At 69.5% G+C, this 25,049-nt stretch carries 23 protein-coding genes; 11 read left to right on the top strand and 12 right to left on the bottom strand.

Annotated features, from left to right (window positions below):
• Positions 1–7: 7 nt before the first annotated feature.
• The 3 genes from ASD69_RS08130 to ASD69_RS08140 are packed head-to-tail and all read left to right on the top strand — an operon-like array spanning position 8 to position 1,699.
• Entirely contained in the window at positions 8–703 is a 696-nt protein-coding gene (locus tag ASD69_RS08130; RefSeq protein ID WP_157499083.1) for a transglycosylase domain-containing protein, read from the top strand.
• On the top strand, positions 700–1,392 hold the full coding sequence (locus ASD69_RS08135; protein WP_056176150.1) for a transglycosylase domain-containing protein: 693 nt from the start codon (positions 700–702) through the stop codon (positions 1,390–1,392). Before ASD69_RS08130 ends, ASD69_RS08135 begins: the two co-directional genes overlap by 4 nt.
• A 13-nt stretch (positions 1,393–1,405) precedes the next feature.
• Positions 1,406–1,699 carry a hypothetical protein gene (locus ASD69_RS08140; protein WP_056176153.1) on the top strand — a complete coding sequence of 98 codons (294 nt, stop codon included), beginning with the start codon at positions 1,406–1,408 and terminating at the stop codon, positions 1,697–1,699.
• A gap of 13 nt (positions 1,700–1,712) precedes the next feature.
• On the opposite strand, the gene ASD69_RS08145 is transcribed toward ASD69_RS08140, so the two are convergent.
• Positions 1,713–2,774, bottom strand: a complete 1,062-nt coding sequence (locus tag ASD69_RS08145; RefSeq protein ID WP_056176156.1) for an NADH:flavin oxidoreductase/NADH oxidase — start codon at positions 2,772–2,774, stop codon at positions 1,713–1,715.
• A 103-nt stretch (positions 2,775–2,877) separates the two neighbouring features.
• Between ASD69_RS08145 and tilS the strand changes: the two genes are divergently transcribed.
• Genes tilS through ASD69_RS08160 form a run of 3 tightly spaced genes read left to right on the top strand, consistent with a single transcriptional unit; the run spans position 2,878 to position 5,377 of the window.
• Positions 2,878–4,176 carry a tRNA lysidine(34) synthetase TilS gene (gene tilS, locus ASD69_RS08150; RefSeq protein ID WP_056176158.1) on the top strand — a complete coding sequence of 433 codons (1,299 nt, stop codon included), beginning with the start codon at positions 2,878–2,880 and terminating at the stop codon, positions 4,174–4,176.
• A 60-nt stretch (positions 4,177–4,236) separates the two neighbouring features.
• Complete coding sequence (locus tag ASD69_RS08155) at positions 4,237–4,503, top strand: exodeoxyribonuclease VII small subunit (RefSeq protein ID WP_056176161.1); 267 nt, start codon at positions 4,237–4,239, stop codon at positions 4,501–4,503.
• Positions 4,496–5,377, top strand: a complete 882-nt coding sequence (locus ASD69_RS08160) for a farnesyl diphosphate synthase (RefSeq protein WP_056176164.1) — start codon at positions 4,496–4,498, stop codon at positions 5,375–5,377. The genes ASD69_RS08155 and ASD69_RS08160 overlap by 8 nt, the downstream gene beginning before the upstream one ends.
• A gap of 1,002 nt (positions 5,378–6,379) precedes the next feature.
• On the opposite strand, the gene ASD69_RS08165 is transcribed toward ASD69_RS08160, so the two are convergent.
• Positions 6,380–6,763, bottom strand: a complete 384-nt coding sequence (locus ASD69_RS08165; RefSeq protein WP_056176167.1) for a DUF4870 domain-containing protein — start codon at positions 6,761–6,763, stop codon at positions 6,380–6,382.
• 227 nt (positions 6,764–6,990) lie between these two features.
• Positions 6,991–8,352 carry a metalloprotease PmbA gene (gene pmbA, locus ASD69_RS08170; protein WP_157499107.1) on the bottom strand — a complete coding sequence of 454 codons (1,362 nt, stop codon included), beginning with the start codon at positions 8,350–8,352 and terminating at the stop codon, positions 6,991–6,993.
• A 119-nt stretch (positions 8,353–8,471) separates the two neighbouring features.
• Here pmbA and yjgA point away from each other — a divergent pair, with 119 nt between their 5' ends.
• Entirely contained in the window at positions 8,472–9,026 is a 555-nt protein-coding gene (gene yjgA, locus ASD69_RS08175) for a ribosome biogenesis factor YjgA (protein WP_056176173.1), read from the top strand.
• Positions 9,027–9,291: 265 nt separating this feature from the next.
• Here yjgA and tldD read toward each other — a convergent pair whose 3' ends face one another.
• The 4 genes from tldD to ASD69_RS08195 form a co-directional block, all read right to left on the bottom strand.
• Complete coding sequence (tldD, locus tag ASD69_RS08180) at positions 9,292–10,734, bottom strand: metalloprotease TldD (RefSeq protein ID WP_056176176.1); 1,443 nt, start codon at positions 10,732–10,734, stop codon at positions 9,292–9,294.
• A gap of 211 nt (positions 10,735–10,945) precedes the next feature.
• Positions 10,946–14,824, bottom strand: a complete 3,879-nt coding sequence (locus tag ASD69_RS08185) for a YhdP family protein (protein ID WP_056176179.1) — start codon at positions 14,822–14,824, stop codon at positions 10,946–10,948.
• Between the two features lie 114 nt (positions 14,825–14,938).
• Positions 14,939–16,426 (bottom strand): ribonuclease G, encoded by a 1,488-nt coding sequence (gene rng / locus ASD69_RS08190; RefSeq protein ID WP_056176183.1) that lies wholly within the window; start codon positions 16,424–16,426, stop codon positions 14,939–14,941.
• Positions 16,427–16,492: 66 nt separating this feature from the next.
• Positions 16,493–17,062, bottom strand: a complete 570-nt coding sequence (locus ASD69_RS08195) for a Maf family protein (protein WP_056176186.1) — start codon at positions 17,060–17,062, stop codon at positions 16,493–16,495.
• 124 nt (positions 17,063–17,186) lie between these two features.
• Here ASD69_RS08195 and ASD69_RS08200 point away from each other — a divergent pair, with 124 nt between their 5' ends.
• The 3 genes from ASD69_RS08200 to ASD69_RS08205 all read left to right on the top strand — a co-directional run bounded on the left by ASD69_RS08200 (position 17,187) and on the right by ASD69_RS08205 (position 19,053).
• The gene (locus ASD69_RS08200) at positions 17,187–17,963 is read left to right on the top strand and encodes an SIMPL domain-containing protein (RefSeq protein WP_056176189.1); all 777 of its coding nucleotides are present in this window, start codon (positions 17,187–17,189) and stop codon (positions 17,961–17,963) included.
• Positions 17,964–17,968: 5 nt separating this feature from the next.
• Positions 17,969–18,130 carry a hypothetical protein gene (locus ASD69_RS21825; RefSeq protein ID WP_157489549.1) on the top strand — a complete coding sequence of 54 codons (162 nt, stop codon included), beginning with the start codon at positions 17,969–17,971 and terminating at the stop codon, positions 18,128–18,130.
• 257 nt (positions 18,131–18,387) lie between these two features.
• Positions 18,388–19,053: an energy transducer TonB gene (locus tag ASD69_RS08205; protein ID WP_056176192.1), complete on the top strand. Its 666-nt coding sequence runs from the start codon at positions 18,388–18,390 to the stop codon at positions 19,051–19,053.
• A 471-nt stretch (positions 19,054–19,524) separates the two neighbouring features.
• On the opposite strand, the gene rlmH is transcribed toward ASD69_RS08205, so the two are convergent.
• The gene (gene rlmH, locus ASD69_RS08210) at positions 19,525–19,995 is read right to left on the bottom strand and encodes a 23S rRNA (pseudouridine(1915)-N(3))-methyltransferase RlmH (protein WP_056176196.1); all 471 of its coding nucleotides are present in this window, start codon (positions 19,993–19,995) and stop codon (positions 19,525–19,527) included.
• A gap of 142 nt (positions 19,996–20,137) precedes the next feature.
• On the opposite strand from rlmH, the gene ASD69_RS08215 reads away from it, so the two are divergent.
• Positions 20,138–21,685, top strand: a complete 1,548-nt coding sequence (locus tag ASD69_RS08215) for an alkaline phosphatase PhoX (RefSeq protein ID WP_056176200.1) — start codon at positions 20,138–20,140, stop codon at positions 21,683–21,685.
• A 420-nt stretch (positions 21,686–22,105) separates the two neighbouring features.
• Here ASD69_RS08215 and rsfS read toward each other — a convergent pair whose 3' ends face one another.
• The 4 genes from rsfS to lptE are packed head-to-tail and all read right to left on the bottom strand — an operon-like array spanning position 22,106 to position 24,970.
• Positions 22,106–22,531, bottom strand: a complete 426-nt coding sequence (gene rsfS / locus ASD69_RS08220) for a ribosome silencing factor (RefSeq protein ID WP_056176203.1) — start codon at positions 22,529–22,531, stop codon at positions 22,106–22,108.
• A 36-nt stretch (positions 22,532–22,567) separates the two neighbouring features.
• A complete protein-coding gene (nadD, locus tag ASD69_RS08225) occupies positions 22,568–23,233 on the bottom strand; it encodes a nicotinate-nucleotide adenylyltransferase (RefSeq protein ID WP_056176206.1) in 666 nt (221 codons plus the stop codon).
• Between the two features lie 43 nt (positions 23,234–23,276).
• Positions 23,277–24,323 (bottom strand): DNA polymerase III subunit delta, encoded by a 1,047-nt coding sequence (gene holA / locus ASD69_RS08230; RefSeq protein WP_056176210.1) that lies wholly within the window; start codon positions 24,321–24,323, stop codon positions 23,277–23,279.
• Positions 24,324–24,325: 2 nt separating this feature from the next.
• On the bottom strand, positions 24,326–24,970 hold the full coding sequence (gene lptE, locus ASD69_RS08235) for an LPS assembly lipoprotein LptE (RefSeq protein WP_082576339.1): 645 nt from the start codon (positions 24,968–24,970) through the stop codon (positions 24,326–24,328).
• Positions 24,971–25,049 lie beyond the last annotated feature (79 nt).

Genomic DNA, 25,049 nt, shown 5'->3' on the forward strand with positions numbered 1-25,049 from the left:
CCGGGACGTGAGCGGCTGGCCGAAATGGATCGTCGGCACTGTGGCGCTGCTGGCCGTCTTGTTCGTTTGCCTGATCTACGGCTTGTACTGGTACGGCGCCAGCGCGTTGCCGGCTGAGCTGCCAACGGCGCAGCGTGCATACCCCCCCGAAGTGCGGCAGGCGTACTGGCGGTCTGAGAGCGGTCGCGAGCCAATCGAGATCGAACGCATGGACCCGTTAAAGCTGGTCTGGCGCGTTTTCGTCCTCACTCGCGACGAGCACATCCCCAAACCTACGGCAGAGGAGCGAGTGTTAACGCACGCTTCGCGTCTAGCGACGATCCGGAGAACGGATCACATTTCGATGACGCGCCATCATCTGGCTAGCGTCGCGTCCTGGATACGTTTCAGCAACGAAAGGACGCCGGAACAGATCATCGACCTGCTCTTGGAGCAGTCGGCATTCGGACGCGACGCCTTCGGCTACGATGCGGCGGCCGAGGCCTACTTCGGCCTGCCCGCACAGCGACTAACCAGAGCGGAACAGCTCGCTCTCTTTACCGTGATGGGCAATCCCTCGATCAACGATCCGGATCGCCATCCGGATCGCTTTCGTAGGCATTACTTGCGCATCGCCGAACGGTCGGGCGTCGATACCTCCACGATCGACTTCGAACGCGATTTGGCGCGTTTGAAGCCTGCCTCGAAGCCGGCCGCCCCATGAGTGCGTGGCCGAAATGGATAGTCGGCACGATCTTGGTACTGGCTGCGGCGTTCGTGTCGATGGTGTATGGCCTCTATTGGCAAGGCGCCAGCGCACTGCCGCGAGAGTTGTCGCGCGCGCAGCATCAGTACTCGGACGATGTACGCGGTATCTATTGGGCATCGCTGGGCGGCGAAGGCCCGATGCGCGTGGAGCGCCTGGACCCGCTGAAGCTGTGCTGGAAGGTATTGCACGCAGTCAGTATCGACGGCCGAGAGCCGCTCGGCCCGCGCGCATCGCACTCCCTGATGAGCGAAGCGGCGCGCTTGATCTTATCCCGGGCTCGCACTGATTCGCGCCCCGCCAACCGGATAGTTGCGGAAATCGCAGCGATGATCCGTCTGAGCAACGAGTGGCGGCCGGAGCAGATCGCCGACTACAGTCTGGATACGGCTTGGTTCGGCCGGAATGCGCGTGGATTACGAGCCGCCGCGCCCGCTTACTTCGGCGTTCCGGCTGATCGACTGACGCGAGCCGAAACCATCGCATTAGTCGGGATGATGAAGTTCCCATCCCGCGAGCCTATGCGTAATCGCGAGCAGTTCAACGAACGTTACGCTTATCTCGCCGGCGAGCTCGGAATCGACCCTGCGCATATCGATCCGCAGCGAGATTTAGCCCGCCTCACTCCCGCCGCAGTCACGCAGTAATCGCAGCTCCAAGATGAAGATCAACACAACGCACATCGACGTGCATTGGCATCACGCCGAGCCCGACTACCCCATCCGTCTGGTCTCGGAAATCGACGCCGACGGCTACGAGACCCGCAAGCTCGAATTCTTCCTCGATGGCCGGGTCGCATCGGCTTCGAGCCGTGAAGACGACTTTTCGGACACTCGACTGGGCGAGGTTCCTGTCCCATCGCTGCTAGAGATCAACAGCGATCCACAGTTTGAAGGCATCGCCATCAGTGCAGCCGTGTTCGAAGCCTTGTGGGCGGAACACGTACCACGCTAGCCGCGGCGACGGACTACCAAGCCCGCAAATACTGATCCGGCCCATGCAGCTCCGCGCCCAGCTCCGCCGCCGCGCGGCGCGGGAAGTACGGGTCGCGCAGCAGTTCGCGCGCCAGCAGCACCACGTCCGCCTCGCCGCTTTCGACGATGCCTTCGGCTTGCGTCGCATCGGTGATCTGGCCGACCGCGCCGGTGGCGATGCCGCCCTCGCGGCGGATGCGCGCGGCGAACGGGACCTGATAACCGGGGCCGACGGGAATCCGCACGTTGGGCATGAGTCCGCCGCTGGAGACGTCGATCAGGTCCACGCCCAGCGATTTGACGATGCGCGCCAGCTCGATGCTCTGCTCGATGTCCCAGCCGCCCTCGACCCAGTCGGTGGCGGACACGCGCAGCCATAGCGGCAGACGCTCGGGCCAGACCTCGCGCACCGCCGCCAGCACTTCGCGCAGCAGGCGCGTGCGGCTGTCGAAGTCGCCGCCGTAGCCGTCGTCGCGGCGGTTGCTCAGCGGCGACAGGAATTCGTGCAGCAGATAGCCGTGCGCGGCATGCACTTCGATCAATTGGAACCCGGCCGCGAGCGCGCGATGCGCGGCCGCGGCGAAATCGTCGATCACGTTGGCCAGGCCGCAGCTGTCGAGCGCGCGCGGCGCGACATGGCCGTCGGCGAACGGCAGCGGCGACGGCGCCACCGGCGTCCAGCCGCCGTAGCCCGGCGCGATCGCGCGTCCGCCCAGCCACGGCGGCTCGACGCTGGCCTTGCGCCCGGCGTGCGCCAGCTGCATGCCGGGCACCGCGCCGTTGGCGCGTATGAAGCAGGCGATTTCAGACCAGGCCTCGCCTTGGCGGTCGTTCCAGATGCCGGTGTCGCTGGGCGAAATGCGGCCTTCGGGCGAGATCGCGGTGGCCTCGGTCAGCACCACGCCTGCCCCGCCTACCGCGCGGCTGCCCAGGTGCACCAGGTGCCAGTTCTCGGGCATGCCGTCGATCGCCGAGTACTGGCACATCGGCGACACCGCGATTCGGTTGCGCAGGGTCACGGAGCGTTGCGGGTACGGGTCGAACAGGCGGGCCAACGGAGCGTCTCGATACGGGGTGAGGAAACAGTAAGCGCGCTCCGGCGCGGTAACAGCGCCATCGATGGGTTGCTCCGTCCCACCACCGTGGCACCATCGGCGGATGCCGTCTTCGCCCCCCACCCCGCTGCTCCAGGCCCTGCACGATCTGCCGGACGGGCCGCTGTGCGTGGGCTACAGCGGCGGCCTGGATTCCAGCGTGCTGCTGCACGCGCTGGCGGCCACACCCGCCGCGCGCGCGCAGGGCCTGCGCGCCTGGCACGTGCACCATGGCCTGCATGCGCAGGCCGACGCCTGGGCCGCCCAATGCGCCGAAATCTGCGCGGCACTCAGCGTTCCGCTGACGGTGTCGCGGGTGAACGTGGCCCACGATCGCGGCGACGGGCCCGAGGCCGCGGCGAGGCGCGCGCGCCATGCCGCGTTCGAGGCCGGATTGCACGCGGGCGAGACCCTGGCGCTGGCCCACCACCGCGACGACCAAGCCGAGACCTTCCTGCTGCGCGCGCTGCGCGCCTCCGGCCCGGACGGGCTGGCGGCGATGCGGCGCTGGCGCGATTGCGGTGCCGGCCGGCTGTGGCGGCCCTTGCTGGCGCTGCCGCGCAACGCGCTGGAGGCCTATGCGCGCGAGCACGGACTGCGCTGGATCGAAGACCCCAGCAACGCCGACGACGCCTACGACCGCAATTTCCTGCGCCGGCGCGTGCTACCGCTGCTGCGCGAACGCTGGCCCCAGGCCGATGCCGCGTTGGCGGCCTCGGCCGGCTTGAACGCGCAGGCGGCGACGCTGCTGGAGCGCGAGGATGCGCTGGCCCTGGCCCAGGTGCGCAGCGCCGACCCGCAGGCGCTGTCGCGCGCGGGGCTGCGCGCACTGGCGCCCGCGCGCCGCGCACGCGTGCTGCGGCGCTGGATCGCCGACCTGCGCCTGCCGCCGCTGCCGGCCCAGGGCGTGGCCCGGATCGAGGCCGAGCTGCTGGACGCGCGCGACGACGCCGAGGCCGAATTCGTCTGGAGCGGCGCGGTGATCCGCGCCTGGCGCGACCTGCTGCATGCGCAGGCGCAAACGCCGGCGCTGGCGCAGGACTGGCGCACGCATTGGGATGGCCGCGCACCGCTGGCCCTGCCCGGTGGCGGCGAACTGCGGCTGGAAGGTGCAGCGGCCCTGGAGGCGCCCTGCGAGGCGCATGCGCGGGTCGGCGGCGAGCGCATTGTCCTGCCCGGCCGCGCGCACGGCCACAGCCTCAAGCAGGCCCTGCAGAGCCTGGGCGTGCCACCCTGGGAGCGCCGACGCCTGCCGCTGTTGTCGCGCAACGGCGCGCTGCTGGCGGTCGGCGACCTGGCCTACTCCGCCGAGTTCGACGGCTGGCTGCGCGAACGCCGGGCGCGCCTGGTCTGGCGGCCCTGAGCGCGGCGCGCGACGCGCGCACGCGTTGACCCCGCGCAGCCCGCGCCGCACACTTGCCGCATGCCACGTAAAGCCGCCAACGAGCCCTCGCCCGTGACCGATTTCGAGCAATCGCTGGATGCGCTCGAACAGTTGGTCGAGAAGATGGAACACGGCGAGATGAGCCTGGAAGATTCGCTCGCCGCCTACGAACGCGGCGTGGGCCTGTACCGCCGCTGCCAGACCGCGCTGGAACAGGCCGAGCTGCGCGTACGCCTGCTCAGCGACCCGCAGGACCCGGCCAGCGCCGAACCCTATTCCGGCTCGCCCAACGCCTCCGATGCGTGATCCGCGCCTGGCCGTCTGGCGCGAACGCGCCGACGCCGCGCTCGCACGCGCGCTGCCCGACCCGAACGCCTCGCCGCAGGCGCTGCACGCGGCCATGCGCCATGCGGTGCTGCTGGGCGGCAAGCGTCTGCGCCCGCTGTTGGTCTACGCGGCCGGCGCGCTGTTCGATGCCGACGAGGCCGCGCTGGACGCGCCCGCGGCCGCGGTCGAACTGATCCACGCCTATTCGCTGGTCCACGACGATCTGCCCGCCATGGACGACGACGCCCTGCGCCGTGGCCAGCCGACCGTGCACGTGGCCTACGACGAAGCCACCGCGATCCTGGCCGGCGACGCGCTGCAGTCGCTGGCCTTCAGCGTGCTGGCCGAGACCGCGGCTGGCGACGGCGTACGCGTGGCCCTGCTGCGCAGCCTGGCCGAGGCCGCCGGCGCTTCGGGCATGTGCGGCGGCCAGGCCCTGGACATCGCCGCCACCGGCACCGGCGCAGCGCTGGACCTGTCCGCGCTGGAACGCCTGCACGCGCTCAAGACCGGCGCCCTGATCCGCGCCGCGGTGCGCATGGGCGCGCTCTGCGGTGGCGCCGATGCGGCGGCGCTGGACGCGCTGGACCGCTACGCGCACGCCCTGGGCCTGGCTTTCCAGGTCCGCGACGACATTCTCGACGTCGAAGGCAGCAGCGCCACGCTGGGCAAGACCGCCGGCAAGGACGCCGCCCAGGACAAAGCGACCTTCCCCGCCCTGATCGGCCTGGACGGGTCGCGCGCGCGCCTGGACGCGCTGCTGGAAACCATGCGCGCCGCGCTGGCGCCCTTCGGCACCAAGGCCGTGGCGCTGACCGAACTAGGCGAGTTCGCGGCGCGACGCAATCATTGACTCGCGCGAGCGACGCTCGCGCAACCGCAGGCTCCACACGGCAATGTGGTTGCCAAAAATCCGCAGCACCCGCTCGGAGCGCGCCTCGTAGGATGCGGTGACAACCGCATCATCGCGATCACCCGGAGTCCCGCGACGATGCGGTTCGCCTAACGCTCACCGCATCCTACGGCCTAGGCGAGTCCGCGACGCGATCATCGATTCGCGCGAGCGACGCTCGCGCGACGGCAGGCTCCACACGCAATGCAGTTCGCCCAAACATCCGCAGCGCCCGCTCGGAGCGCGCCTCGTAGGATGCGGTGACAACCGCATCATCGCGATCACCCGCAGCCCCGCGACGATACGGTTCGCCTAAGGCTCACCGCATCCTACGGGCGAATAACGTCGCAGTTTCGGCCACGATCTAAAGCCACTGGATCCCCCGCTTTCTCGGGGATAACGGCAAAGGAGCGAAGCGCGGAGCTTGCGGTTACGAGTGCCGTTGCCGTTGCCGTTGCCGCGGCATTGAAGCCCAAAAGCCCCGCACTCACTCGACCAACCGTAGACCCGAAGGGCGGCGCGCAGGACGCGCGCCGTTTTTCGAATGGACAGGGACGTCCATTCGAAAAATCCCCGCGCTAGCCCCGAACTCGCAAGGGAGGGTTGGTCACGCTAGCCCTTCTCTTTGGTTACTTTTGACCGAAGGGAATCCAGACGGACTCTTGGGCTAGCAAGAGAAAGYAAATCCTCCCCAACCCTCCTTTTCCAAAGGAGGGAGCTAAGGGCAAGAGCTTGCTAGCGTTCAGCCGTGCACGAACCTGCGGTTCGTAAACGCACGGCTTCACCCTTTTCCAAAGGAGGGAGCTAGAAGCAAAGAGGAGGGAGCCAGAAGCGAAGCGTGGGACTCGTCTGTAGAAGGGCGCCAAAGACACCAGCCCCCCGCCTTCGCGGAGATAGCGAGCCCCCAAAACGCAACGGGCCCGGCAATGCCGGGCCCGTCGGGCACTACGTTTGCGCGATCGATTACTTGATCAGGCGCAGCGCGAACGGATAGCGATAACGCTCACCGTTGTTGGCCTTGATGCCGCCGATGATGAACAGCACGATCGAACCCAGCCAGACCAGCCAGATCAGGATCGACAGAACGCTACCCAGACCCAGCGTGACGATCGTGAGGATCGTGATGACCACGGTCAAGATGACATAGACGATCAGCAGCGTGATGTTGAAGTTCAACGCTTCCTTCGCCTGATCGATCAGGAACGACTTCTCCGGCTTGTCCTTGTTGATCAACCAGATGATCAGCGGGACCACGAAGCCAGCCACGATGGCCGACAGATGGGTGATCAGCGCCAGGGTGCGGTCTTCGGAGTTGCCGTCGGCCGATGATTCGTTGATATCGCTCATTCCTTGTTTCCCCTTTCCAGTTCCCGTTTGGATGGCATTGGCGACGACCGTACGGGTCGCCCCAGCCGGCCCACTCTCAGCCGCGTAGCCACCGCTGTCAAGGACGGCGGCGCACGGTCCGCAGGGCGCGACCTTCGTAGCAACGCAAGCACCGCCCGGCAACGGCCAGGCGGCTGCGCTGGCGCAGCATGACCGGTCGGGATGACAAGCCGGCGTCGGCGTCGGGCTCAGCCCTCGCCGGCGTCGCCGGCGACGGTCATGCGCCCGACCAGGATCGAACCGGTGTGCAGGTGCGAACGCGGATCGACGTCGCTGCCGACCGCCTCGATGGCCTCGAACATGCGCTTGAGATTGCCGGCGATGGTGATGCCGTCGACCGGATGCTGGATCTGGCCGTGCTCGACCCAGTAGCCGGCCGCGCCGCGCGAGTAATCGCCGGTCACCGTGTTCACGCCCTGCCCCATCAGTTCGGTCACCAGCAGGCCGCGCCCCATGCCGCGCAGCATGGCTTCGAAATCGCCGGCGTTGGCGGCGACCTCCAGGTTATGCACGCCGCCGGCGTTGGCGGTGCTCTGCAGACCGAGCTTGCGCGCCGAATAGCTGCCCAGGATGTAGCGCTGCAGTACGCCGTCGCTCACCAGCGCCGATTCGCGCGTGGCCACGCCCTCGGCGTCGAAGGCGCTGGAGCGGAAGCCGCGCTGCAGGAACGGCCGCTCGCGGATCGAGAACCACTCCGGAAACAGGCGGGTGCCGGCGGAATCCAACAGGAAACTCGCGCGCCGGTACAGCGCGCCGCCCGACACCGCGCCGAGCAGGTGGCCGATCAGGGAACGCGCGGATTCGGCCGCGTACAACACCGGGTACTCGCCGGTCGCGATCTGCCGCGGCGCCAGGCGCGACACCGCGCGTTGCGCGGCATGGCGGCCGATCGCGGCGGTCGTTTCCAGGTCGTTCTCGGCCAGGGCGATGCTGTACCAGCCGTCGCGCTGCATGGCCTCGCCACGGCCGGCGATCAGGGCGCAACTCAGGCTGTGCTGGGTGCTGCCCTCGCGGCCGATGAAGCCGTGCGAATTGGCGTACACGCCCAGGCTGGCGCCGGTGCCGATCGAGGCGCCGTCGGAGTTCTCCACCCGCGCGTCGAACTCGCGGCCGGCGGCCTCGCAGGCCAGGGCCAGATCGACCGCGCGGTCGGCCTCCAGCATCCACGGATGCCAGCTGTCGAACGCGCGCCAGCCGCCCTGGTCCTGGGCGGGGGCCATCAATTCGGCATCGGCGAGACCCGCGGCGGGGTCGTCCTCGGTGTAGCGCGCGATCGCGCAGGCCTGCTCGACGGTGGCCTCCAGGCTGTCGTCGCGCAGGTCGGCGGTGCTGGCGCTGCCCTTGCGGCGGCCGAAATAGACCGTGATCGCGATACCGCGGTCGCGGGTGGCCTCGACGGTCTCGACCTCGCCCATGCGCACGTTCACGTTCAGGCCCGCCTCTTCCGAGCACGAGACCTCGGCCTGGCTGGCGCCGCGCGCGCGCGCGGCCTCGAGCAGGCGCTGGGACAAGCCGGACAGAGCGTCCAGGCGCGCCTCCGGATCGGTGATGACGTGGGCCGGAGCGGTCTGACGGAGGGCGACTGCGTTCAATGTCTTATCCTTAGCTGCCGTGACGCCGTGGCGTCGCGGGATTTCGATTCGGTTTGACGGTAGGAGAGGTGGTAGCGATGCGCGGCAGAGACGACGAAACCGGCGAATTTTTCAGCCCCAGCCGCAGCCAGAACCGGCGCGAGGCGCTGGAAGTGCTGTCCCTGGGCGAACAGTTGTCCAAGCTGACCGACGCCCAGCTGGCGCGGCTGCCGATCCCGGAGGGCCTGCTGCCGCATATCCGCGAATGCCGGCGCATCACCGCGCACATCGCCCACAAGCGCCAGCTGGCCTACCTGGCCAAGCAGATGCGGCGCGAGGACGACGCCACCCTGGAAGCGATCCGCGACGCGCTCGACGTCAACGGCGAGGCCGGCCGGCGCGAGGTCGCGGCCATGCACCGCGCCGAGTCCTGGCGCGACCGCCTGCTCGAAGGCGGCGACGCAGAGCTGGCCGAACTGATCGACGAACACCCGCAGGCGGATCGCCAGCGCCTGCGCCAGCTCGTGCGCAACACCCTGGAAGAGCGCAAGCGCAACAAACCGCCGCACTCGTTCCGCGAGCTCTACCGCGAACTGCGCGCGGTGATGATGGGCGGCAACGATGCCGGCGGCGACGACGACGAGGCCGAATAAACCCCGTCTCGAACCAGCCGACACAGGCGCCGCCGTGGCGATTTTCGAACAATTGCGCCGCATCGAAGCCTGGCGCGCCCGCTTCCTGGACACCGGAATCGAGGTCATCGAGGCCTTCGGGCTGTAATACCCAGCGGCGGACAAGAAAGCGCTCAAGCGGCTGGTGCAACAAGCGCAGGCGACGCACCGCAATTACGGCACGCCGCGCCGATGGTTGCGTTACCTGCGCGCCCTGGACGATGCGCGCGGTATCCCATGGCGCGACTCACGACTGCGTGCCGCCCACCGTCAGCCCTTCGATCAGCAGCGACGGTTGCCCCACGCCCACCGGTACGCTCTGCCCGTCCTTGCCGCACACGCCCACGCCCTCGTCCAGGGCCAGGTCGTGGCCGATCATGCGCACCTTCTGCATGGTTTCCGGGCCGTTGCCGATCAGGGTCGCGCCCTTGACCGGCGCGGTGATCCTGCCGTCTTCGATCAGGTAGGCCTCGGTGGCCGAGAACACGTACTTGCCGCTGGTGATGTCGACCTGGCCGCCGCCGAAATTGACCGCGTACAGGCCCTTTTTGACCGAACGGATCATCTCTTCCGGATCGTGCTGACCGGCGAGCATGTAGGTATTGGTCATGCGCGGCATCGGCAGATGGGCGAAGGATTCGCGGCGGCCGTTGCCGGTCGGCGCCATGCCCATCAGGCGCGCGTTGAGGGTGTCCTGCATGTAACCGACCAGCACGCCGTCCTCGATCAGGGTCGTGCAGTTGGTCGGCGTGCCTTCGTCGTCGATGTTGAGCGAGCCGCGCCGGCCCGGCAGTGTGCCGTCATCGACGATGGTCACGCCGGGCGAGGCCACGCGCTGGCCCATGCGGCCGGCGTAGGTCGAGGTGCCCTTGCGGTTGAAGTCGCCTTCCAGGCCGTGGCCGACCGCTTCGTGCAGCAGCACGCCCGGCCAACCGCTGCCCAGCACCACCGGCATCACCCCGGCCGGCGCGTCGATCGCCTCCAGGTTCACCAGCGCCTGGCGCAGCGCTTCGCGCGCCAACGCCTCGGGCTTGCCGCCGGCGAACAGCTCGGCGTAGCCGTAGCGTCCGCCGCCGCCGGCGTAGCCGCTTTCGCGGCGGCCGTTATGTTCGACCAACACTTGCACGTTCAAGCGCACCAGCGGACGCACGTCGGCAGCGAGCACGCCGTCGCTGCGCGCGACCAGGATGGTGTCGACGCCACCGGACAGGCTGACGGTGACCTGCTGCACGCGCGGGTCGGCGGCGCGCACCAGCTGATCCAGCCGGCGCAACTGCTCGACCTTGTCTTCGTTGCCGATGCCGTCGATCGGATCCTCGGCCGGATACAGCGAACGGCCGCCGCCACGCACCAGCGCGCGCGCGCTGTGCGCGGCGCCGTCGCGGGCGATCGCGCGCGCGGATTTGGACGCCGCCAGCAAGGCGTCGCCGTTGATTTCGTCGGAATAGGCGAAGCCGGTCTTCTCGCCGCTGATCGCGCGCACGCCCACGCCCTGCTCGATCGAATGCGAACCGTCCTTGACGATGCCGTCCTCGACCGTCCAGCTCTCGCGGCGGCCGTGCTGGAAATACAGATCGCCGAAATCCACGCCCGGCCCGAGCAGGGTGCCGAAGGTGCGTTCCAGGCCGCTGGCGTCCAGACCGGCGGGCAGCAGCAGGCGGGTTTCGGCGAGTTGCAGGGGCAGCGTCATGGGGGATCCGGGGGCGGCGAAAGGGACATGCTAACCAACCGACGCCGGCGTGGCCTGGGCGGCGGCCGGGCGGTTGGGGCTAGTAAGAAGATGGAGCCGGGGCGGCACGGCTTCAACCGTGGGTTTTTGCCGCGGCGGGGCGTGTCGCTCCGCGCTTGCGGGCGGCTTTGCCACGCAAAGCGGCAATGGGCCGCGATCGTGCGCGGGCCGCCTAACCCGCGGGAGGCGCCTCGCGCCCGGCATTGCGGGTCTGCTCGCGGGTCATCACCTCGACCTTGGGCTCCTTCCAGGGGCCGGTCACCCGGTAGGTCTTGGCGCCGATCTGGCTCAGCGGCTTCTGCAGCACGGTGCCGGCGGCCGCGCCGATCGCCGCGCCGACCGGGCCGGCCGCGATCGCGCCCACCGCGGTCAGCAGGTTGCCGGTCTTGGGCCGGACCTCGATGGTCTGGTCGTAGCTCTGCGCGCGCAGGTTGGTGGAGCCGCGGATGTTCACGGTCGCGGCCGGGCCGTCCATGACCAGATCGTCGCTGCGCGCGCTGCCGGCGCCGATCGCGATATGCCCGCCGACGCGGTTGAAAGCGAAGCCCTTGGAGAACAGGTCGCGGAAATCCAGGCCCAACCGCCGCGGTAACTGGGCGATGCTGAGCAGGCCGATCACGCGCCCGGTGCCGGGCTCGACCTCGAGCAAGCGTCCGTCGCGCACGTCCAAGCTCAGGCCGCCGTCCAGCGAGCCCAGCGCGAACGCGGCCGGGCTGCCGGGCCAACCGGCATCGAAACGGATCTTGGCCTTGCCGCCGGCGACCAGGCCGCCGAAGCCGAAACCGGTGAGCAGCGCGCCGGTGTCGCCGCTGTCGATGTTCATGGTCAGGCGCGTGCGCGCGGCCGCGCCGCGGCCGTTCCAGTCGCCGCTGAGGTCGATGGCCTGCTTGTCGCCGCGGGTCTGGATCTGCTCCAGGCGCATGCCGGTCGCGGTCGGACGGGTGCGCACGCGCGCGCTGCCCATGCGCGCATCGCCCAGGCGCAGGTCGGCGATGTCGATGGTCAGCGGCGGCACTTTGGCCGGGTCGAAGCCGTTGTCCACGGCGCCCGCGGCCGGCGCCGGATTCGCGGGCGCCGCGGTCAGCGCGTTCATCGCGCTGGCGTTGCCGGAGGCCGACGCGGCCGGCGCACGCCAGTACACGCGCTCGAACTTGCCGGCCAGCGGCGCGGCCGGATCGGCCGGCGCCAGCACCGCCCCCTCCAACGACGGGCCTTCGACGCGCACCGCGGTGGCGCCGCGCGGGGCCGGCGCCACCACCAGGCGCGTGTCGGCGAACACGCCGCCCAGCAGTTGCAGCTTCTGCGCGGTGACGTCGATGCGCTGCAAGGGCAGGCCCTCGCCTTCGCCCTGCTTGCCGCCTTCGGCGAACGCGAGCCATTCGATCGCGTCCAGGTTGCCGGTGCGGCCGCTCGCGGTCAGGCCGTGCGCGGGCGGCGCTTCGTCCACGCGTGTGGCGCCCAGGGCGACCCGCACGCCCGTGCGGCCATTGACGGTGCGCGCGCGCAGCGCCATCACGTTGCCGAACCCGACCCGGATGTCGCCGCTGCCCACCGGCAAGGGCGTTTCCACCGTGGTCGCCAGGCTGCCCGCGGCCGGTTTGCGCAACGGTGCCGGCAGCTCCAGCGCGGTACCGACCAGGTTGGAATGCAATTGCAGCAGGGTCGGCGGGGCGACGCCGGCCTGCGCCGTCGGAATGGCGATACCGATGGTCCAGTTGGAGCGCCCGTCCAGATAGGGCTTGAGCCAGCCCAGTTCCGGCGCGCGTTCGATCAGCGACTGCGCGCCGACGCTGGCATCGAGCCCGGCTTCGAAGACGTTGCCACGATCGCGCACGTAGTCGCCCGCGCGCAGCGAGAGCTTGCCGGGCTGGCCTTCGTGACGCACCGACAGATCGTTGGCGCCGAAGCCGCCGCGTGCGTACTCGGCGCGGCCGCGCACTTCGTCGAAGGCGAGTTTCCAGCGCGCATCGGCGAGCTTGGCGCCGCCCAGATCGACCGAGCCCGAAATCGCGGTGACGCTGCCCGGCTTGAGCGGCAGCTTCATGTCGAACGCGACCTGGGCCGGGCCGCTGGCGCTGAGATTGGCGAAGGTGTCGGCGTGCTGCTTCTGCAGCGGACTCTGGCGCAGCAGGGTCAGCAATTGCGCGGCGTCGGACGCGGCCTGCGCCTGCACGTTAAGCGCGCCGTCCTTGTAGTGATCGATGCCGGCGTGGATTTTCTGGATACCGACGCCGGCGAGCTTGCCGACGCCATCGACGCTGAAGCCGTCGGCGATGAAGGCCACGTCCGCGTCCAGGCCTTCGGCCGCCGGCCATTCGGGCTGGAACTTGACCACCGCCTGGTGCAGTTTCGCGGTCGCCTCGAAACGGCCGTTGCGGTCGCGGAACGGCCAGTCGTCGAGATCGCCGGACACGATCGCGTGGCCGTTGCGCACGCTGCCGCCGATCAGGGCCGAGTCCAGCCAGCGCACCAGGTTCGGCGACATGCTGTGGCGGACCCAGAAACCCTTGGCCACCGGCACCGCGGCTTCGTCCAGGTCGGCGGCGATGTCGATCCACGGCCGCGTGCCGTCGCCCTGCCACCACATGCCGCCGCGCGCGCGCGCGCCGAAACCCTCGCCCTTGATCGTCAGCGCGTGCGTGCCGATGCGCCAGCCCGCGCCTTCGCGCCAACCAGCGACCGTGCCGTCCAGGCTCACGGTGTGGGCCACGCCGAAACCCGACGGCCAGTCGAAGCGCATCGGCGAGGCCTGGTCCAGGCGCAGGCTGAAACCGTCGGCGTCGCCTTCGATATCGCCGGACAGACCGCTCAGGCCCGGGGCGGTGCCGACCGCGGCGAAGCCGAGGCCGTCGATGCGCGCGCTCGCGCGCAGCGGACCGTCGCGACGGCCGGACAGCGAGATGCGCTGCAGCGACAGCTGCGGCCGAGTCTGGTGCAACCAGCGGCGCAGGCCGGCGGGCACGCGGTCGCTGAGCGCGGCGGCCTGCAACAAGGGGCCGGCGTCGATGCGATCGGCGAGCAGGGCGTAACGCCGACCGCCGGCGATCGCCAGGCCGTCCAGCACCTGTTGTTTGGCGCCGCCGCCGATGCGCAGGCGCGGCGCGTCGAAGCGCCAACCGCCCTCGTCCAGGCGCCAGCGCGCGCGTGTCTCGACGCTGTCGAAACGGATCCGCGGCACCGCGTCGTCGCCATCGCCCAGCGGCGCGCCGCGCAAGGCGAGCCGTTCCAGCGCGGCGTCGACGGTGACCATGGCGACGCGGTGACCGCGCAGCTCGGCCCAGGCCTCGGCGCGGCCCTGCCCGCTCTCGGCGCCGATGCCGGCGACCTGCAGCAGCGCCGCCCAGGCGCTGAGATCGGCGCGGCGCGCGCCGGCATAGGCGCGGCCGTCGCCGCGCTTGCGGTCGAAATCCAGGGCCGCGTCCAAGGGCGACGCCGGCGCGCCGGCGACGCCGACGCTGGGCCAGGCGCGCAGGCCCGCGCGCACGCGGTCGCCGTCCACGCGCAGGCGCAGATTGATCTTGGGAATGCGCGCGTCCACGCCGAGCTTGGGCGCGATCACCGCCAGCTTGCCGTCGATCACCTGCAATTCTCCCAGGCCTTCCAGCGCGGCCAGCGGGTCCTTGCTCGGCTGCTCCTGTCCGGGCAGGCCGCGCACCTTCCAGCGTCCGTCGTCGGCGCGCTCCAGGGTCAGGTCCAGGCCGTGCAGGCGCAGCTCCGAGAACGAATGGCCCGGCAGTAGGCCGGCGTAGATCGACACCAGCATTTCGGTATCGCCGACCACGAAGGCCTGCGCGCCCTCGCCGACCCGCAATCCGTCCAGACGCAGCAGCGGACCGCGCCGCGTCCATTGGGTCTCGACCCGATCGAACGCGACCGGCCGTCCGGCGCGCTGACTCAACCACGCCGCGATCTGGTCCGGATTGCGCTCCGCCATCGGCAGAATCTGACTGGCCACGCCCAGCAGCACCGCCAGCAACACCAACAGCACCGCGCCCGTATAGGCCACGCTACGGCGGGCGAAACGCAAACGGCGGCGCAGCGGGGTGGGCATCAGCGTCGCGCTCCGCGCGCCGCCGGGATTCGGGATACGAGATTCGGGATTCGACAAGACCAAGGCCGGGATCCCCTCAAACGAATCCCGAATCCCAAATCCCAAATCCCGGCTTTAAAGCAACACGACATCGAACTGCTCCTGCGCGTACTGGTCGTCCGGCTGGAACCGGATCGACTTGCCCAGGAACTCCTCGAGTTCGGCCACCGCCGCCGACTCTTCGTCGGTGATGCGCGCGACCACTTTCGGCGAGGCGATCACCAGCAGCCGCGGGGCGTCGAACTGACGGACCTGGCGCACGATGTCGCGGAAGATTTCGTAGGTCACCGTCTCCGGCGTCTTCAGCGTGCCGCGGCCGCCGCACTCGTGGCAGGGCTCGCTGAGCTGGCGCTCCAGGCTTTCGGTGGTGCGCTTGCGGGTCATCTCGACCAGACCCAGCGGCGAGAATTCGTAGACCGTGGTCTTGGCGTGATCGCGCGCCAGCGACTTTTCGAGCTGGCGCAGCACCTGGCGCTTGTGCTCGGCATCGGTCATGTCGATGAAGTCGATGATGATGATGCCGCCGAGGTTGCGCAGGCGCAGCTGTCGGGCCACCGACTGCGCCGCTTCCAGATTGGTCCGGTAAACGGTCTCCTCCAGATTGCGTTGCCCCAGGAAGGAACCGGTGTTGATGTCGACCGTGGTCATGGCCTCGGTCTGGTCGATCACCAGGTAGCCACCGGATTTCAGCGGCACCTGCTTGTCCAGGGCGCGCTGGATCTCGTCCTCGACCCCGTACAGGTCGAAGATCGGACGCGCGCCGGTGTAATGCTCGATCTTCTCGTCCAGGCCCGGCATGTACTGGGCCGCGAACACGCGCAGGCGCTCGCAGGTCTCGCGCGAATCCACCTTGACCTTCTCGACGTCGCGCCGCATCAGGTCGCGCACCGCGCGTAGCGGCAGGCTCAGGTCCTCGTACACGCGCTCGCCCACGCGCGAGCTGCGCGATTTCTCGGAGATCAGCGCCCAAGCCCGGCCCAGGTACGCCACGTCCTCGGCCAGGGCCTCGGCGGGCTGGCTTTCGGCATTGGTGCGCACGATATAGCCATGGTTCTCGCCGGCCGGCGCCAGCGCGGTCACGTGCGCCTTCAGGCGTTGGCGCTCGGCCTCGTCCTCGATGCGCGCCGATACCCCGACCACGCGCGTGCGCGGCAGCAGCACCAGATAGCGCGAGGGAATGCTGAGCTGGGTGGTCAGGCGCGCACCCTTGCTGCCGATCGGGTCCTTGACCACCTGCACGATGATTTCCTGGCCCTCGCGCAGCAGTTCGGCGATCGGCCGGGTCGGAGTGGGCGGCAACGGGGCCTGGTCGCCCTCGCCTTCGCTGACCTGGGTGGGCTTGACGATGTCGGCCGCGTGCAGGAACGCGGCGCGCTCCAGGCCGATCTCGACGAAGGCCGCCTGCATGCCCGGCATCACCCGCTGGACCTTGCCCTTGTAGATATTGCCGACCACGCCGCGCCGCCAGCCGCGCTCGATGTGCAGCTCCTGCAACATGCCGTTTTCGACCACCGCGACTCGGGTTTCGCGCGGGGTGACGTTGACGAGTATTTCTTCGGTCATGGCGTGGAAGGCGCTCTGCGGGTCGTCAACGGTGGAGGGAAGGCAGCGCGGCGGCCGACGCGCGGGTCACGCATCGAGTCCGGCCTCGCGCAGCAGGCGCACGGTTTCGTGCAGGGGCAGGCCCATCACGCCGGAATAGCTGCCCGACAAACGGGTCACGAAGGCCTCGGCCCGGCCCTGGATGGCGTAGGCGCCGGCCTTGCCCCGCCATTCGTCGCTGGCGATGTAGGCGGCGATGCGCGCCTCGTCCAGGGCCTCGAATTCGACGTCCGACACCGATACGGTCTGCGACTCGCGCGCCGGCGAGACCAGCGACACCGCCGAGATCACCCGGTGGCTGCGCCCCGACAGCCGGCGCAGCATGGCCGCGGCATCGTCGCCGTCGCGCGGCTTACCGAACACTTCGTCGTCCAGCACCACCTCGGTGTCGGCGCCCAGCACCAGCGCGCTCGGGTTGGCGACCACGGTCAGCAGACCGGCGCCGGCCTTCTCGCGCGCGACCCGGCGCACGTAGTCCTCGGCGGGCTCGCCGGGCTGGCGATGCTCCGGGATATCGAGGTCCAGCACCCCGAACGGCAGGCCCAGGCGGCTTAGCAATTCGTGGCGTCGTGGCGATTTGGAGGCGAGATAGAGCATCCTGCGAAGCATAACCCGCGCTGACTGAGCGCCGCCCCACGCGGGTTACAGCAACCCCGCCGTGGATCACGATTCGTTCACTGGATCGGCAACACCCTAGTTCCCATCTCAACAGGAGTTGAATATGTCGTCCTCGCCAAGCCGGCACCACGCCTCGCCGTCCCGTTTCGCCCTGCGCCCCCTGGTGCTGGCCGCCACCCTCGCCTTCGGAGCCGTCACCGCCATGTCCGCCACCGCCCAGACCGCCCCAGCCTATGTGGCCAGCGACGGCACGCTGCTCTCGGTTTCGGCCCAGTCCGAGGTCAAGCGCGTCCCCGACATCGCCGTGATCTCGACCGGTGTGGTCACCCAGGCCGCCGACGCCAACAGCGCCATGCGCGCCAACGCCGAGCAGATGGCCAAGGTCGTGGCCGCGATCAAGGCCGCCGGCATCGCCGACCGCGATATCCAGACCAGCGGCGTGAACCTCAACCCGCAGTACCGCTACGCCGAGAACCAGCCGCCGGTGATCACCGGTTACCAGGCCAGCAACACGGTCAATCTGACCGTGCGCGACATCGCCAAGCTCGGCAAGATCCTCGACGCCCTGGTCGCCACCGGCGCCAACCAGATCAACGGACCGACCTTCGACATCGACGACAAGGTCAAGGCCGTGGCCTACGACGAGGCCCGCCGCGGCGCGGTCGAAAAGGCTCAGGGGCGCGCCGAGATGTACGCCAAGACCCTGGGGCTGAAGGTGCGCCGCATCGTCAGCATCAGCGAGGGCGGCGGTTTTCAGCCGCCGGTGCCGATGATGGCCATGCGCATGGAGAAGGCCGGCGCCGCCGCCGACACCTCGATCTCGCCAGGCGAAAGCGCGTTGTCGGTCAATCTGGATGTGGTGTTCGAGCTGGGCAAGTGAGCGCCATGACCGCCCCCGACCCGCGCAAGCCCGCGCCCGGTTACCCGGAGCCGCAGCCGCGCAACCCGGACGACGCGCGCCAGCCGCACCCCAAGCGGCCGCCGAACCCGGACGAGGGCGGTCTGGACCGAGAACCGGTGACCGAGCCCGATCCGTCCAAGGATTGAGCAAGCCGCTTTGTCGTACCGAAGGCCCGCGCAAGCGGGCCTTCGGCTGTGTGGGGCTTGCAAAAAATGGGGCGCCGCGCCTGCGTGCCCTCCGCGTCGTCCGCGCCTGGATAGGCGGGCACGACGGCGCCTCACGCGCGGGCCAGCGCCCCGCCCGGCCGGCCTCGTGGCCGCCCCGAAAAAAATTTCGTCGCGCTTAACCCCACCCGCAATTCCGGTCCGTTTCGATTCGTGCAGACCACTCCAGGAGAGCTTCCATGGCGCACGCGATCGAACACCCCGACCGTCAACTGGACCCCAGCCGCATCATCGGCACCGCGGGCGCGGTCGCCGTCAATGCAGTGCTGCTGATGCTGCTGCTTGTGCCGATGTCGGCGCCGCAGTTTTCCGAAGCTCCTGATGTGATCGTCCCCGACGTGATCTGGCGCGACAAGCCCAAGCCGATCGTTCCGCCGCCGACGGTGGTCGAACGCGAGATCCGCAAGGAGACCAAGCCCAACCCGACGATCGTGCCCAAGCCGATGGTGGAAACGCCGCCGCAGCCTGTGGTCGACCCGATCGAAAGCGACAGCGTCTATGTGCCTGAAGCCCCGCCGCAGCCGGAGGTGTTTGCGCGCAACGATATCGGCCGCGGCGAAGTCCTCACCGGCGTGACCTTGCAGGTGGTTAACAACCCGCCGCCGACCTATCCCGGCGAGGCGGTGCGCAATCAACTCACCGGCACGGTGATGCTGGAGATCCTGGTCGGCATCGACGGCAAGCCGATCGAGGTGACCGTGGTCAAGAGCAGCGGCCACCGCGTGCTCGACCAGGCCGCCAAGCGCGTGGTGCTGTCGCGCTGGACCTTCCAGCCGGCGATGGAAGGCGGCCAGCCGGTGCAGGCACGCGGCCGGGTGCCGATCGAATTTACCCTGGAACGTTAAGTCCTTTGGCGAGGGGCGGCCCGGGCCGGTATGGCCGGGCCGTTTTTTTTCGCAGGCTGGGAGAAGCAAATCTCCCCCGTCCCCTCTTTGCAAAGAGGGCAGACCAGCAAAGGCAACACCCGCCACAGCGAAAACGCCGCAGTTATCCCCCCCTTTGAAAAAGGGGGGTTAGGGGGGATTTGCTTTTGCTCTGCCCTCCCAAAAAGCGAAAAGCAAATCTCCCCCGGCCCCTCTTTACAAAGAGGGGAGACAAGCAGAGGCCAGACCCGTCACAGCGAAAACGCCGCTGTAATCCCCCCCTTTGAAAAAGGAGGGTTAGGGGGGATTTGCTTTTGCTCTGCCCTCCCAAAAAGCGAAAAGCAAATCTCCCCAGGCCCCTCTTTACTAAAGAGGGGAGACAAGCAAAGAGCGGCGACGAGCAGATAGGGGGGACGAGAAATGAGCGCGCAGCGCCAACAGCCAAGCCCACGCTCAAGCGCGGTGATACGGGTGATTCGCCAGCAGCGCCGCTGCGCGATACAGCTGCTCGGCTGCGACCAATCGCACCAGCATGTGCGGCAGCGTGAGCGGGCCCAGCGACCATTGCTCGTCCGCGCGCGCCAACACGTCCGGCGCGTGGCCTTCGGGGCCGCCGATCAGGAACGCGAGATCGCGCCCCTGTCCGCGCCAATGCTCCAGGCGCTGCGCCATCTGCTCCGAGGTCCACAGCCGCCCGCGCCCTTCCAGCGCGACCACGCATGCGTTCTTGGGCAAGGCCGCGATCACGCGCGCGCCTTCGTCGGCGGTCGCGCGCGCGGCGTCGCGCCCTTTGCCGCGCAGGCCGGGTTCGATTTCGACCAGTTCCAGCGGCAGCCAATGCGAGAGCCGCTTCTGGTACTCGCCGAAACCCTCGGCGACCCAGCGCGGCGCGCGTTCGCCGACGGCGATCAGTTTCGCTTTCATCGCCACATGGTAGCGGTCCGCGACGCAGGCACGGACTAAAGGCCGCCTGCGTCGCATTCAGACGCGATGTCGCCGAGGTGTCATCGAACGGTTACCGCGCCGACCTAGCGTGCAGGCTCCCCCAGCCAGCAGGAGCCGCACCATGGATGCTTTCGATCCCTCCCGCCGCCAGGTCCTCAAGGGCAGCGCCGCCGCGATGGCGATCGGCGCGATGGGCACGCTAGGCGCGCTGTACTCGCGCCAGGCGCTCGCCGCCCAAGACCCGACCCGGCTTGCCCCCGTCCCCAGCCGCTACGGCCCGCTCGCCCCGGTGGCCGACCGCAGCACCGGCCTGCCGCTGCTGCAACTGCCGCGCGGCTTCAGCTACCGCTCCTTCGGTTGGAGCGGCGATCGCATGGACGACGGCCAGCCCTGCCCCGACCGCCACGACGGCATGGCCGTGGTCGGCGTGCGTCCCGGCCGACGTCGCCCGCACGGCCTGGGCGCCGAGCGCTTCCGTCCGCACGGCCCCGAGTACGTGCTGATCCGCAATCACGAGCGCGGCGCGGCCAGCCCGATCCAGGCCCCGGGCATGTACGACACCGGCGACCTCGGCGGCGGTCAGCGTGCCGGCGGCGGCACCACCACCCTGAGCTACCGCAACGGCGAATGGGGCAGCCTGGAACCCAGCCTGGGCGGCACCCTGGTCAACTGCGCGGGCGGCCCGACCCCGTGGGGCACCTGGCTGAGCTGCGAGGAGATCAAGAGCGACGCGGTCTCCAGCACCGGCCGCAAGCACGGCTACGTGTTCGAGGTGGATCCGCGCAGCGAGCGCACCAGCGGCCGGCCCCTGATCGGCCTGGGCCGTTTCAGCCACGAGGCGGTCGCGATCGATCCGCGCACCGGCATCGTTTATCTCACCGAGGACGACCGCAACAAGGCCGGCCTGTATCGCTTCATTCCCAACGACCGCGCCGGCCGCTACGGCTCGCTGGAGCACGGCGGCCGCCTGCAGGCCGCACGCGTGCGCGGGCGCCGCAACGCCGATCTCACCGTCGCCAGCATCGGCACCGAGTACGCCTTGGAATGGGTGGATGTGCCCGATCCGGATCTGGACTCGATCGCCGCGCCCGCCGGCTACCCCGATATCTCCGCCGGCGAAACCCTGAGCGGCACCTTCGCCCAGGCCTGGAGCGAAGGCGCGCTGCGCATGAGCCGCGGCGAAGGCATCTGGTACAGCTACGGCAAAATGTTCATCGTCGACACCAGCACCGGCGTCGACGCCCAGGGCCGCAAGGGCCGCGGCAACGGCGCGGTGTGGGTGCTGGACCTGGCCAGTCAACGCCTGCGCGCGCTGTTCGTAAGCGGCAACCAACTCGCCGCGCACAACCCCGACAACATCAGCGTGAGCGCGCGCGGCGGCGTGATCCTGTGCGAGGACGGCGGCGAGAGCCCCGACGAATACGGCCCCGGCGCGCGCCTGATCGGCCTGACCCGCGCCGGCGAATCCTTCTACTTCGCCAAGAACAACGTCGCCCTGACCTCGCAGCAGATCGCCGACGCCGGCAAGACGGTGCCCGAAGGCGACTACCGCGACACCGAGTTCTGCGGCGCCTGCTGGGATCCGTTCGCGCGCACCTTGTTCGTGAACATGCAGACGCCGGGGATCACGGTGGCGATCACGGGGCCTTGGGAACGCGGGCCGTTGTAGGGCTGCGGAGCGAAAGCAAATCCCCCCTAGCCCCCCTTTTTCAAAGGGGGGAACAGGTACGGGCCTCCCCCTTTGAAAAAGGGGGATCGAGGGGGATTTGCTCTTAGGCCATCGCGCAAACGAAAACGGCGCCCATGGGCGCCGTCGTCCGTCGCGAACGGGAATCACGGTGGCGATCACGGGGCCTTGGGAACGCGGGCCGTTGTAGGGCTGCGAAGCGAAAGCAAATCCCCCTAGCTCCCACTTTTTCAAAGGGGGGAACAGACGCCCCAGATTGTCTTCCCCTTTGCAAAGAGGCGCGCGCTCCTGCTTGTCTTCCCCCTTTGAAAAAGGGGGATTGAGGGGGATTTGCTTTTGACCCACGACCCAAACGAAAACGGCGCCCGAGGGCGCCGTTTTCCGCAGCGAACGAGGAACGGCTTACAGCCGGTCTTCCTCGTCCGTCTCCAATTCGTCGTCGTAGCTGGGCGGCTGGTCGCCGACCGTCCACAGGCGCTCCAGCGCATAGAACTCGCGCACGCGCGGCAGCATCACGTGCACGACCACGTCGCCCAGGTCGACCAGCACCCATTCGGCCTCGCGCTCGCCTTCCACGCCCAAGGGCATGACGTCGAGGTTCTTGGCGAACTTGACCACTTCGTCGGCGATCGACTTGACGTGGCGGGTCGACGTGCCCGAGGCGACGACCATGTAGTCGGTGACGCTGCTCTTGCCGCGCACATCGATCTCAACGACGTCCTTGGCTTTGAGTTCCTCGACCGCGGCGCGCACCGTGCTCAATAGCGCGTCGGTGGACGGGGGCGGGGTCGGCATGCGGGTCTTGATGACGTGGGCTTGGCTGGTCAAGGAAAGGACTCTGGGGCTCGAGGGGGTGCCGGGAGATTATAGCGGAGCGCCGACCGCAGCCTGTCCCGCGTACAGGCCATGGCGCTCGATATAGACCGCCACGGGCGCCGGCACCAGGTCCTGCCAGGGCTGGCCGGCGGCGATGCGCTGGCGTACCTGACTGGCCGATTCGGCGTGCAGGGGCTGGTTCAGGCGCAGCACCCGCCCGGCCGGGGCGCCACGCAGGGCGTCCGCATCGGCGGCCTCGCGCCCGCCGATCTGGGCCGCCAGCTCCGGGGCCAGGCCCTGCTCCAGCGAGCTGCCAGGGCGCTGCGCGACCACGAAATGGGCCAGATCGAACAGGGCCCGCCACTCGTGCCACTGCGGCAGGCCCAGGAAGCTGTCGGCGCCCACCAGCAGCGCGACCGGCGCGTCCGCGCCGATCTGCGCGCGCAGTTCGCGCAGGGTTTCGACGGTATAGGAACGGCCGGCGCGCGCGAGTTCGCGCGTATCCACGACCAGGCCCGGCTCGCCGGCGACCGCGAGGTCGAGCATGCGCGCGCGCTGGGCCGCGTTGGCGCCCGGCGGGGCGCGATGCGGCGGATCGGCGGCGGGCATCAGCCGCACCGTGGCGTCCAAGGCGTCGCGCGCGGCGCGCGCGATCGCCAGATGGCCGTCGTGGACCGGGTCGAACGTGCCGCCGTAGAAGACCAGCAGGCTCACGGCGCCGCCGTCGCGGCGCGGCGGTCGCGCGGGCCGTGCCCGTTCACGCGCCGCCCGCGGTCAGCAGTCGCGCCGCGCGCGGTTCGGCCACGGCCAGCAGCAAGCGCTCCAGCGCGACCCAGGCATCGCCGGCCTCGCGGCCCTTGGCCATGCGGTCGACGCGGCCGGCCTGGGCGACGAACACGTCCCAGCGCCGCGCGTCGTGGCGCTGCAATGCGCGCCGGTACATCGGTTGTTTGGAATCCCACACGCGCTGGGCCTTGAACTCCGCCGACAGGTTGCCGCCGCGCGCGTTCACGCGCGCCAGCGCGGCGCCGCGTTGCAATTCGATCACCACCATGCCCAACAGCGCCGGCACCGCTTCGCCTTCGGCGCGCAGTCCGGCGAGCATGCGCGAGACCTGCGCGCCCTGCCCGTTCATGGCCGCATCGACCACCCGGAACACGTCGTAGCGCGCGGCGTCGGCGACCAGGGATTCCATACGCGCCAGGTCGATGCTCTCGCCGTCGGACAACAGGGCGAGCTTGTCGACTTCCTGGGCGGCCGCGAGCAGGTTGCCCTCGACGCGGTCGGCCAGGCTCTGCACCGCGTCGCGGTCGGCGCGCAGGCCGCGCGCGCGCAGGCGGCGCTCGATCCATTCGGGCAGCTCGTGCGGCTTGATCTGCCAGGCGATCGCGACCCGGCCGACGCGGCCGATCGCTTCGCTCCACTTGCCACCGTGCTGCTTGCTCCACTCCCCGCACGTCACCAGCAGGCACACGTCCTGGGGCGGGTCGGCGCAGAAATCGGAAACGACTTCGGCGCCGTCCTTGCCGGGCTTGCCGGTGGGCAGGCGCAGCTCGACCAGGCGCCGGCTGGCGAACAGGCTGGGCGCGCGGAAACTGGCCTCGAGCGCATTCCAGTCGGGTTCGCGCTGGTTGCCCTCGGCTTCGAACACTTCGCGCTCGGCGATGCCCTGCTGGCGCGCGGCGGCGCGCACGGCGTCGGCGGCTTCCAGCACGCGCAGCGGCTCGGGGCCGGCGATCAGGTAGGCGGGACGCAGCGGCTCGGACGCGACTTGGGCCGCCAGCTGTTCCGGCTTGAGCTCCATCGTCAGCGCGGCTTGGGCGGTGCCGGTTCGGTCTGGGCGGGAGGCTGCGGCGCGACCGATTCGGCCGCTTCCATCGCCGCCTGCGCGGCATCGGTGGCAATCGGCCGTTCGCGCGCGCTGGGCGCGGCGTCGGCGCCGCCATCGACTTTCTTCACCACCGCGTCGATGCGACGCAGCACCGAGGCGCTCATCTCGCGGCGCATTTCGCGCTGCAGGACTTCGCGCTCGCCTTCGGTGCCCAGCGAGTTGACCGGGTTGGAGACGTAATCGCGCGACAGTTCGACGGTCTGGCGCGGCACCAGGGCGGTGCCGTCGGCCTTGCGCAGTTCGAAGATCACCGCATAGCGCAGGCTGTATTCCTGGGTACGGCCGAGCTGGTCCAGCGCGACCGGGGTATCGCCCCAGCGCTCGGACAGCAGGTCCAGCACCGCCGCCGATTCGGTCTCCGGCGTGGCCGGGACCGCGCCGGCGCGGGTCAGCGCGGTGGCCAGCGATTCGGCCAGCGGACTGTAGCGGTCCACCGACACCACGCGCACCGGACCCAGGTCCGGCGGCAATGTCAGCGCGCTGCGCAATTGGAAACCGCAAGCCGACAAGGCCAGCACGAGGGCAGCCGTAGCGGCGGCGATGAACGGACGACGGGTCATGCGCGAAGTCTGGACGAGCGGGCCGCGCGCATCAATAGCGGGGCGGACTTGGGCTGAACGAGGCTTCAGGGGTTGCGAG

This window comes from Lysobacter sp. Root604, assembly GCF_001427505.1.
GTDB lineage: Bacteria > Pseudomonadota > Gammaproteobacteria > Xanthomonadales > Xanthomonadaceae > Lysobacter.